Here is a 9326-nt window from a genome sequence, read left to right as displayed (position 1 = left end):
GGGCTCGACCGTCACCCTGAAGTTCAGCGGTGTCGAGGACTCCTCGCTCCAGACCAGCTTCGTCGTCGACGACACCGCCGTCACGACCGGCTGACGTACCGCAGACGAGAGTCCCGCACCCGCGAGCCGGGTGCGGGACTCTCCCGCGGGTCAGCTCAGCGGGTCCAGCGTGAGGTACGCCTGCTGCGGACTGCCGTCGTTGACCAGCGACTCCTGGTTGCCGACGTCGTCGAAGGCGAAGGCGTACGCCTTGCCGTCGGCCATCTGCGCGTGGATCTTGCGTGCGTAGTGGTTGGTGACCGTGTCCAGGTAGAAGTCGGCCGGGTTGGTGTCCGGCTGGTTGGCACTGGTCAGCAGTGTCGACCGGTTGAAGCCTGCGCAGAGTGTGCGCGATATCGGGCCGCGTACCAGGTCGTTGGGTGCGTCCAGCAGGTTGTGGCAGCCGAAGATGCTGCCCGCGTCGGGCTTCTGGAAGCTCGTCACCACCGCTCCGGCGGAGTTGGTGAAGTTCATGACGTTCCCCGAGACCCGGCCGTAGTACTTGGTGTTCGGCTGGTCGGCGAACGGTGTGACGGTCAGGGTCGACGTCGAGTACTTCGACCAGACCCGGTTCACGTAGTCGTCCATGACGGTCGACGGCAGCGCCCCGGTCTCCACGCCGTACAGCGGGGAGAGCGCGCGGAGCACGGTGCCGTCGGACCGGGTCTGGATCAGGTTCGCCCAGCCGCCGGGCTGCCCGCGCAGGGCGCTGAAGAACCCGTTGTAGCCACCCGACTTGAGGTGCCCGGTGCTGGCCGTGTTGCCGTCCGCGCGCTGCACCCCGACCGCGTACGGCACCGAGAACATGTCCACCTGGGTGCTGTTGATCCACAGACCCGAGTCGTTCAGCGTGTACTCGGACCAGTTGAAGAGGATGTTGCGGTTGGGGTCGGTCGGGTTCTGCACCGCGGGCTGCACCAGGCCGCCGGTGGTCAGTCTGAAGTCGAGCTTCTGGCCGTAGGAGAAGTAGATCCGGCCGGAGAACTTCGGGATCCGGATCGTCTTCGACTGGCCCGCCGCCGGGCCCGTGATCGAGGCGTCCGGCGCCGGGGTCGGCGGGTTGCCGCCGGCCGGCCAGGCGTGGAAGGTGCCGTTGGCGTCGGCCCAGCCCTGCTGTCCCGTGGAGAGCTGGGTGCCGAGGTCGTAGACGTACACCTGGTCGGTGCGGCCGGAGTTGTTGGTGATTTTCAGTGGGATCGTGTCCGGTACCGCCGCGCCGGCCGGCTGCGGGGTGCCCAGGGTGAGCACTCCGCCGATCAGTGCCGCCGCGGCCGTCAGGGGCAGCGTCCGGCGTGCGAGTCCTGTGCGCACTCTCCACCTCCGTGTGGGGTCGGGGTTGGTACGGAAATTGGTCCGGACCAATTGTGAGAGCGCTCTCAGGGTGGTGGTGGGGCGGGTTCATGTCAATGCGCAGGACGAAAGAAGGGGCCCGTCGATCGACGGGCCCCTTCTTTCGGTGACGTCTGGTTCGGTGACGTCGGTGGATCAGAGTGCGCGCTTCAGCAGGTCGAGCAGCGCGGCCCAGTGGCGCTCGGCGGCCTCGGCGGAGTACGCTGGGGTGTCGACCTGCGTATAGCCGTGCGCGGCACCCGGGTAGACCTCGCAGGTGTTGCGGATGCCGGCGGCGTCGAGTGCCTTCTGGAAGGTGCGGATCTGCTCCGCGGTCATCGAGTGGTCCTGGTCGGCGAAGCCGAAGTACAGCTCCGCGGTGATGGGGCCGACCGTCAGGTGCGGGCTGTCCGGGGTGTCGTTGACCAGTCCGCCACCGTGGAAGCCGGCCGCCGCGGCGACCCGCTCCGGGAAGACAGCGGCGGTCCCCACGGTCAGCCGGGCACCCATGCAGTATCCGGTGATGCCGACCGGTCCGTCCGCCACCAGCGGGCTGTCGGCCAGCCAGTTCAGGTAGGCGTCGGCGTCCCGCTTGACGCGCTCGGGCGTCAGCGACTGCAGGATCGGCATGATCCGCTGCCAGATGGTCGGGTCCGCGGCCGGGTCGATGAACTCGGGCAGCTCCACGACCGGCGTGCGGCCGCTGCGGTAGAAGACGTTCGGGATCAGCACTGTGTAGCCCGCGGCGGCGAGCCGGTCCGCCATCGACTTCAGGTGGGGACGGATTCCGTACGCGTCCTGGTAGAAGAGCACGCCCGGGTGGGGGAGTCCGTCGGCGGGATGGGCCAGGTAGGCGTCGGCGACACCGTCCGCGGTGGTGATGTCCACGTCGGTTCCCTGTACGGCGGTCATGGCGCAAGTGCCTCTCTGTGGAGTCGGCGTCGGGGTGTGGGACACCCGGCGCGGCATGTCGTGATCATCGTGGCACGTTGGGGTGAGAGGGCCGTGGACGGGGGATCCTCGAGTTCACTCGAAGCGGGCGGTGTCGCCCGCGCCCCGGCGGACGATCTCCGCCTCGCCGCCGGAGAAGTCGATGACCGTGGTCGGCTCGGTGCCGCACTCCCCGGAGTCGACCACCGCGTCCACCTGGTGGTCCAGCCGGTCCTTGATCTCCCAGCCCTGGGTCAGCGGCTCCGCCTCGTCCGGCAGCAGCAGGGTGCTGGACAGCAGCGGCTCGCCCAGCTCCGCCAGCAGCGCCTGGGTGACCACGTGGTCGGGGATGCGGACGCCGACGGTCTTCTTCTTCGGGTGCAGCAGCTTGCGCGGCACTTCCCGGGTCGCCGGGAGGATGAAGGTGTAGCTGCCGGGCGTCGACGCCTTCACGGCCCGGAACACGTCGTTGTCCACGCGCACGAACTGGCCGAGCTGCGCGAAGTCACGGCACATCAGGGTGAAGTGGTGCCGGTCGTCCAGATGCCGGATGGAGCGGATTCGGTCGATGCCGTCCCGGCTGCCGAGCTGGCAGCCCAGGGCGTAGCAGGAGTCGGTCGGGTATGCGATGAGCGACCCTGAACGCACCGAGTCGGCGATCTGGGAGATGCTGCGCGGCTGCGGGTTGTCGGGGTGCACGTCGAAGTACTTCGCCATCCGCCGAGCTTATGCCGTACGGCGGCTTCCGGCCGACCGGGCCGGGCCCGTGCCGGACGGCCACTGAGCGCTCCGCTGCGATCGCCGCGATATGCCGTGTGTCGGCTGCGGCGCCGTCGTGGCTGGTCGCGCCCACGCGGCGGAGCCGCATATCGATACAGCCCCGCGCCCCTTTGGGGCGCTGCCGAACCGCGGCGACTTCGCCGAACCGCGGCGGACTTCGCCGAAGCGCGCCGGACTTCGCCGGACCCGCTTGGGCCGTATCCGGTCGGTACCGGGATGCGCGCGGGCCCCCGGCCCGGCCACGTCATGGCCCGGCCGGATGGCCCCGGCGCGGCCGTCACCGGCCACGGATCCGGCGGCTTCGGAAGTCCGTCCGCATGCCCGGCGGATTCCTGGGCATCCGAGGACCGAGCCACCCCGGGACCCTCCCCCCGGTCCCGGGTGCGGCTCTCTCCGCCGGCGGCCCGTCCCCCGAGGGCCGCCGGCGGAGCCGTGCCCGGTGGCCGGGACCGGGCCTCGTTCATCGGGTAACGTCCGTGGACCGAAGCTGACGCGAGGGACGAGGGGCAGGGCGAGATGGCAGGCCGAGCAGGCGAGGGCCCCCCGTACCCGACAACCCTCGGCGACGACTGGGCCGCGCGGCTCCTCGACCATCTGCGTCCCGGGGCCCGCGACCCGCGCCGGGTCATCGCCTGGCTCGCCGGCGCGGTGCGGGGAACCGTCTGCCTCCAGGACGCCGACGGCACGCTGCTCGCCGGGACCGGGATCCCCCTCGACGCCGGACTGGTGGCCGACGTGGTCGGCGGGCGGATCTCCGCCGCCGCGGTCCAGGACGGCGACCGCCATCTGCGGCTCGTCGCCGTCCGCGCCCGCGACCCGCGTCCGGCGGGCGCCGGACTGCTCGCCGTGGCCCGCGAGAACCCCTTCGACCGGCGCGCCGCCGAGATCGTCACCCACACCGCCGGGGTCGTCGAACTCCTGCTGCGCGAGCGGGAGCTGACGGCCGCAGGGCACCGGCTCCGGCGGGCCGCCGCGGACCTGCGCCTCGCCATCCTGCAACTCCTGATGGTGGAGGACACGGTCTCCGCCCGGCGGGTGGCCGCCGGCCTGTGGCCCGGCCTGCTCGACACCGACAGCGCCTGCGTGTACATCGTCGAGGGGCGACCGGCGGAACGCGACGGCCTGGCCGAGGACTGCCTGGACATGACCCGCGGCCAGGCCCTCGTCGTGCGCTGCCCCGCCATGGACGGCCACGTCATCGTCCTCAGCCCCGCGCCCGCGACCGCGGAGCGGCTGCGCTCCCTCGTCGACGGCCGCCCCGGCACCTTCCTCGGCGGCAGCGTCCGGCAGAACCTGGCCCAGACGGCCACCGCCTACGGCCAGGCCGTCAGCGCTCTCGCCGTCGCCCACTTCCGCCCCGACCAGGCCGCCGTCTACGCCGAACGCACCCATCCGGAACGGCTGATGGACCCCACCGCCCTGCACGCCTGGTCCACCGCCGTGCTGCGGCCGCTCGACACCCTGCCCCACCACACCCGTGCGGAACTCCTCGCCACCACCCGCCTCGGCCTGGAGTTCACCGCCGTCAGCGCGGCGAAGGTCCTCGGCGTCAGCCGCAACACCGTGCGCGCCCGCATGGACCGGGTCGAGGCGCTGCTGGGCGCCGACTTCTCCGACCTCACCGTGCGCGCCGCCGCCCATCTGGCCCTGAACACCCATGCAGCGCTGACGGAGGATCTCGCCGGTACGGTGCCCGAGCCGTCCGGCGTCCGCCTGGGCGACCTGCTGGCGAGTCCGGCGCTGCGGGCCTGGGCGCACGACCTCCTGGACCGGCTGGTCCGGGACGGCCGCGACCTGCGCGGCACCCTGCGCGCCTGGATCGCCGCCGACGGGAACGCCGAACGCGCCGCCCATGACCTGGGCGTGCACGCCCAGACCGTCCGCGAACACGTGCGGGGCGCCGAACCCGTCCTGGAACGCCAGCTGCTGGCCGCCGGCACCGACCTGTACGAGGTCGTCCTGGCCCACCTCGCCCTCGGGGACCTCACCGCACCCGTCCTGCTCCAGGCGAATCAGGGCCAACCGGACTCACCTGTGCACGGGTGAGTCCTCGGCGTCCCCGAACGGGCACCGGCGCGATACCCAACGGCCGGATCCGGACGTAAGTTCACATTGCGCGGGGGCACGACCGGAACGGGGGACCGGTCGCCGCCCCCGCGATCCCCTGCCCCCCCCGCGACCCCGTTCACGCCTCCAGGCGCACCGGGATCTCCTGCCAGCCGAACGCGATGAACGACGGCACCTGCCGCAGCTCGTCCTCCCCGACCGCGAGCCGCAGTTCAGGGAACCGCTCGAACAGCGCGGGCAGTGCGGCCAGCGCCTCCGCCCGGGCGAGCGGCGCGCCGATGCAGCGGTGCACACCGATCCCGAACGCCAGATGGTCGTCGCCACCGCGGGCGGCGTCGAACGCGGCCGCGTCCGGCCCGTAGTGCGCCGGGTCCACGCCCGCCGCCGCGTACGTCGTGATGATCGCGTCCCCGGCCGGAACGGTCACGTCCCCGACCTTCAGGTCGCTCACCGCGAACCGCAGCGGCAGCGAGGCGATCGACGGATGGGCCCGCAGCGTCTCGTCGATCACCGCGTCCCAGCCGACCGTCCCGGACCGCACCGCCGCCAGCTGCGCCGGATCCGCCAGCAGCGCCACGACCGCGTTGCCGATCAGGTTGACCGTGGTCTCGAAGCCGGCGCCGATCACCAGCAGCAGCGTGTACAGCAGTTCCTCGTCGCTGAGCCGGTCGCCGTCCTCGTCGCGCACCCGGATCAGCTCCGTGGTCATGTCGTCGCCCGGATGCTCCACCTTGTACGCGATCAGCCCGCCGAGGACCGTGCCGATGCGCTCCTGCACGAACGCCGCGTGCTCGGGAGTCGGGTCGGAGGTGTCCATGATGGCCGCGATCAGCGCGCCGGTGTCGTCCCGCATCTCGTCGGGCACCCCGAACAGTTCGCAGATCATCCGCATGGGCAGCGGCTGCGCCAGCCCGGCCCGCAGGTCCACCACCGACCCGTCGGCACCCGCTTCCGCCAGCGCGTCGAGCAGCTCCGCGGCGATGGCCGTGACACGCGGCCGCATCGCCTCGGTCCGCCGGTGCGTGAAGCTCGGTGCCACCAGCTTGCGCAGCCGTGTGTGGTCCGGACCGTACGCGGAGAGCATGTTCACCACGCCGATCCAGCTCAGAACCCAGCCCCAGGAGGGGTGTTCGCCGATCTCCGGCCAGAGCCGCCAGTGCTTGCGCGGGTCCTTGCTGACCTGGGGATCGAGGATGAGTTCCTTGAGGACGTCGTAGCCGGTGGGTGCCCAGGCGGGTATGCCGCCGGGCAGTTCGACGGGCACGACGGGGCCGAGGGCGCGTAACCGCGCGCTCTCCGCCGCGATGTCGGAGCCGAACGGGTCGAGAGCGATGCGGTCGGTGACGGTCACGACGACTCTCCAGGCTGGTCGGGGGAGCGGGGGCTGAACCGGACGGGCAGCGAGGTCAGCGAGCGGTGGAACGGGCCGGGCCGCCAGTTGAGCCTCTCGCGGGGCAGGACCGGGTCGAGGTCGGGCAGCCACAGGGTGAGCTGCTCGATCGCCTCGGTGGCGATGAGCAGCGCGTGGTGCCGGACCGGGCAGGCGTGCGGACCGGCGCCCCACGACAGATGCGAGGCGTCCGCCGCGTGCCGGCCGCCGGTGACCTCCCGCTCGGCGAACAGCCCCACGGCGCCGAAGGAGACCACCACCGGGATCGCGGGCCGGACCCACGCCCCGTGGAAGGAGACCGGCCTGCGGGCGTAGTAGATGCCGTAGTTGGCCAGCGGTGTCTCGTGGTGCAGCACCTCGACGACCGCGTCCATGACCGGGCGGGCGCCGCTGGTGAGCGTGGAGTAGTAGAGCGGGTTGCCGAGGATCCGGGAGAGCGCGTTGGAGACGAGGTTCGTGGTCGGCTCGTAGCCGGCGCCGAGGGTGAGGAACACCTGCCAGGTGACCTCCTCCGGGGTCAGCTGCGCGGGGTGGTCCAGGAGCATGCTCGGCAGGTCCTCGCCGCGCTCCTCGACCTTCGCGGCGATCAGCCGCAGCACGTACTCGACGAAGTCCGCCTCGCCGTCGGCCGCCTGCGCGCCGCCCTCCATCATCTTCAGGAGGCCCTCGTTGAGCCGGTCGCCCTGGCTGTCCGGCAGTCCGAAGAGGTTGTTGAACACCAGGGCCATCAGCGGCCGGGTGAAGTCGGTGACGAGATCCGCCTCGCCCTTGGGCCCGAAGCGGTCGACCAGCAGCCGTACCGCCCGGTGCACCAGCTGGCGCAGGTCGTGCGGCTCGATCAGGTCGAACACGTCGATGAGGGTGGTCCGGTAGCGGATGTGCGCGTCGGCGTCGGAGAACAGGGCGTTGGGCCGCCAGCGCATCATGCCGAGCAGCGGGGAGTCCTCGGGGACGGTCGCCTCCCAGCCCCGCGGGTCGTGCGAGAAGGTCTCGACGTCCCGCAGCACGTCGAGGGCGGCGCGCCGCTCCGTGACCACGTACGCGGGCGTGCCCGGCGCGAGCTCCGCCCAGCCCACCGGGCCCTGGGCGCGCAGCGCCGCGTAGTAGCCGTGCGGGTTGCGGGCGAAGCCGTCCTCCCACAGCCGTACCGGGCCGGTGACGGTGAAGGACTGCTGGGCGGTCATCGGGCCTCCGCCGGCCGGTCGTCGATCAGATGCTGGACGAGGGCGAGCAGCGCGTCGACCGAGGAGTGCGAGTCCCGGGCGTCACAGGTCACCATCGGGGTGCCGGGCTCCAGGTCCAGGGCGGCGCGCAGCTGGTCGCCCGTGTAGTGGCTCGGCGCGTCGGGAAACGCGTTGAAGGCGACCGCGTACGGCAGCCCCGCCTCCTCGACCAGGCCCAGTACGTCGAAGGAAGCGTCGATCCGGCGGCTGTCGACCAGGACCAGGGCGCCGAGGGCCCCGTAGGAGATGTCGTCCCACAGCGTCCGGAACCGGTCCTGCCCCGGTGTTCCGAACAGGTACAGCACGATCCCGCCGGACAGGCTGATCCGCCCGAAGTCGATGGCGACGGTCGTCGTCTCCTTCTCCCGGACCCCGTCGAGATCGTCGACATGGACGGAGGCCTCGGTGAGGTGCTCCTCGGTGTGCAGCGGGCGGATCTCCGACACCGAGTCGATCAGGGTCGTCTTGCCCACTCCGAACGGCCCGGTGACCAGGATCTTCACCAGATCGCGGGCGCCGTCGGGGAGATGGGTGCCGCCCGCGCGGGGCAGCTCACTGGTGCTTGAGGGCGCGGAGGCCATCGGCCACTCTCTTCAGCAGGTCGGGGTCGAACCGTTCGGCGGGCGGGATCGGCGCGCGGGCCTGGACCAGGTCCCGGTCGACGAGGTCGGCGGCCAGCACCCGCGCGGCGGAGAACGGCAGCCGCAGCAGTGCCGCCGCCTCCACCACCGTCAGCGCGCCGCCGGACAGCAGCTCCAGCAGGGCCAGTTCGGCGGCGGGCAGACCGGCGGGCAGGGGGGTCCCGTCACGGGTGAGCACCGTCAGCCGTTCCAGGTGCGGACGGCTGGGCCGGGCCACACCGCCGGTCGACAGGTACGCGGGGACCAGGGGACGGCCGCCACGGCGGCCGGTCATGCCGGTGCGCCGCCGTCGGAGCCTCTGGGCGCGGCCGCCATCGCCTTCTCACCCAGCCGGGCCACCTGCGAGTGCACCCGGTGCGCCAGCAGGTCGAGCCGCACCTCCGGGTCACCGTAGGCGGCCACACAGGTGCCGTGATCGGTGGGCACGATCAGCACGTACCCGTGGTCCGACTCGATGACCACCTGCCGCACCTCGGCCCGGTCCCGGTCCGCGAATGCGGCCGCAGCGGCCCGGCAGGCGCCCTGCACGGTACTGGTGATCGCGGCCACCCGCTCGGCACTCGCCTGGGACAGGCCGTCGGTGTAGCCGGTCGCCAGGCCGTCCCGGGTGAGCAGGACGGCGGCCAGTACATGCGGTACCTGCAGGACGGGGTCCAGCACCCATGCCGTCTCGCCCGCATCGCGGCTGCTCATCTGGCCGCTCCTCCTTCGTCGTCGGTCCGGTGGGGATCGGGCGTGCTCGCCCGCTTGGGGGCCCGCGCCGCGGCGGTGCCGTACTGGAGGGCCGCGAGCGCAGCGGCCGCCTCCTCGGGGCGGCGCGCGGCCGGCTGCGGTTCGGGCGCGCCGGGGGCAGCGCTACGGTGCCGACGGCGCCGCTGCGGCAGACCGCCCGGGTCACCCGGCTCCTCGTGGCCGGGAGCGGAGGCG

Annotated in this window: 9 protein-coding genes and 1 pseudogene; 1 reads left to right on the top strand and 9 read right to left on the bottom strand. The window is 72.4% G+C overall.

The genetic code is table 11. The features are described 5' to 3' along the window. Window positions 1-150 precede the first annotated feature (150 nt). The 3 genes from ACFWPS_RS53275 to ACFWPS_RS53265 form a co-directional block, all read right to left on the bottom strand. On the bottom strand, window positions 151-1350 hold the full coding sequence (locus tag ACFWPS_RS53275) for a glycoside hydrolase family 64 protein (RefSeq protein WP_383721679.1): 1200 nt from the start codon (window positions 1348-1350) through the stop codon (window positions 151-153). A 174-nt stretch (window positions 1351-1524) separates the two neighbouring features. Next, window positions 1525-2280: a dienelactone hydrolase family protein gene (locus tag ACFWPS_RS53270; protein WP_383721677.1), complete on the bottom strand. Its 756-nt coding sequence runs from the start codon at window positions 2278-2280 to the stop codon at window positions 1525-1527. A gap of 114 nt (window positions 2281-2394) precedes the next feature. Next, the gene (locus ACFWPS_RS53265) at window positions 2395-3015 is read right to left on the bottom strand and encodes an L-threonylcarbamoyladenylate synthase (protein ID WP_383721675.1); all 621 of its coding nucleotides are present in this window, start codon (window positions 3013-3015) and stop codon (window positions 2395-2397) included. Window positions 3016-3594: 579 nt separating this feature from the next. On the opposite strand from ACFWPS_RS53265, the gene ACFWPS_RS53260 reads away from it, so the two are divergent. Beyond that, window positions 3595-5124: a helix-turn-helix domain-containing protein gene (locus ACFWPS_RS53260; RefSeq protein WP_383721673.1), complete on the top strand. Its 1530-nt coding sequence runs from the start codon at window positions 3595-3597 to the stop codon at window positions 5122-5124. A gap of 139 nt (window positions 5125-5263) precedes the next feature. Here the strand turns inward: ACFWPS_RS53260 and ACFWPS_RS53255 are convergent, their stop codons facing one another. The 6 genes and pseudogenes from ACFWPS_RS53255 to ACFWPS_RS53230 all read right to left on the bottom strand — a co-directional run. Then, entirely contained in the window at window positions 5264-6496 is a 1233-nt protein-coding gene (locus tag ACFWPS_RS53255; protein WP_383721671.1) for a cytochrome P450, read from the bottom strand. After that, window positions 6493-7719, bottom strand: a complete 1227-nt coding sequence (locus tag ACFWPS_RS53250) for a cytochrome P450 (RefSeq protein ID WP_383721669.1) — start codon at window positions 7717-7719, stop codon at window positions 6493-6495. Before ACFWPS_RS53250 ends, ACFWPS_RS53255 begins: the two co-directional genes overlap by 4 nt. Then, window positions 7716-8339: an ATP/GTP-binding protein gene (locus tag ACFWPS_RS53245; protein WP_383721667.1), complete on the bottom strand. Its 624-nt coding sequence runs from the start codon at window positions 8337-8339 to the stop codon at window positions 7716-7718. The genes ACFWPS_RS53250 and ACFWPS_RS53245 overlap by 4 nt, the downstream gene beginning before the upstream one ends. Then, window positions 8311-8673 carry a DUF742 domain-containing protein gene (locus ACFWPS_RS53240; RefSeq protein ID WP_361298425.1) on the bottom strand — a complete coding sequence of 121 codons (363 nt, stop codon included), beginning with the start codon at window positions 8671-8673 and terminating at the stop codon, window positions 8311-8313. The genes ACFWPS_RS53245 and ACFWPS_RS53240 overlap by 29 nt, the downstream gene beginning before the upstream one ends. After that, a complete protein-coding gene (locus ACFWPS_RS53235; RefSeq protein ID WP_217548432.1) occupies window positions 8670-9092 on the bottom strand; it encodes a roadblock/LC7 domain-containing protein in 423 nt (140 codons plus the stop codon). Before ACFWPS_RS53235 ends, ACFWPS_RS53240 begins: the two co-directional genes overlap by 4 nt. Next, window positions 9089-9326 (bottom strand): annotated as a pseudogene (locus ACFWPS_RS53230) (ATP-binding protein); the annotation flags it as partial. The gene ACFWPS_RS53235 and the pseudogene ACFWPS_RS53230, both read right to left, overlap by 4 nt.

Origin of the sequence: Streptomyces sp. NPDC058457 (assembly GCF_042720695.1) — a bacterium.
Lineage (GTDB): Bacteria > Actinomycetota > Actinomycetes > Streptomycetales > Streptomycetaceae > Streptomyces.
The sequence above is the reverse complement of the archived record's forward strand: the minus strand, read 5'-3'. Positions and strand labels throughout refer to the sequence as shown.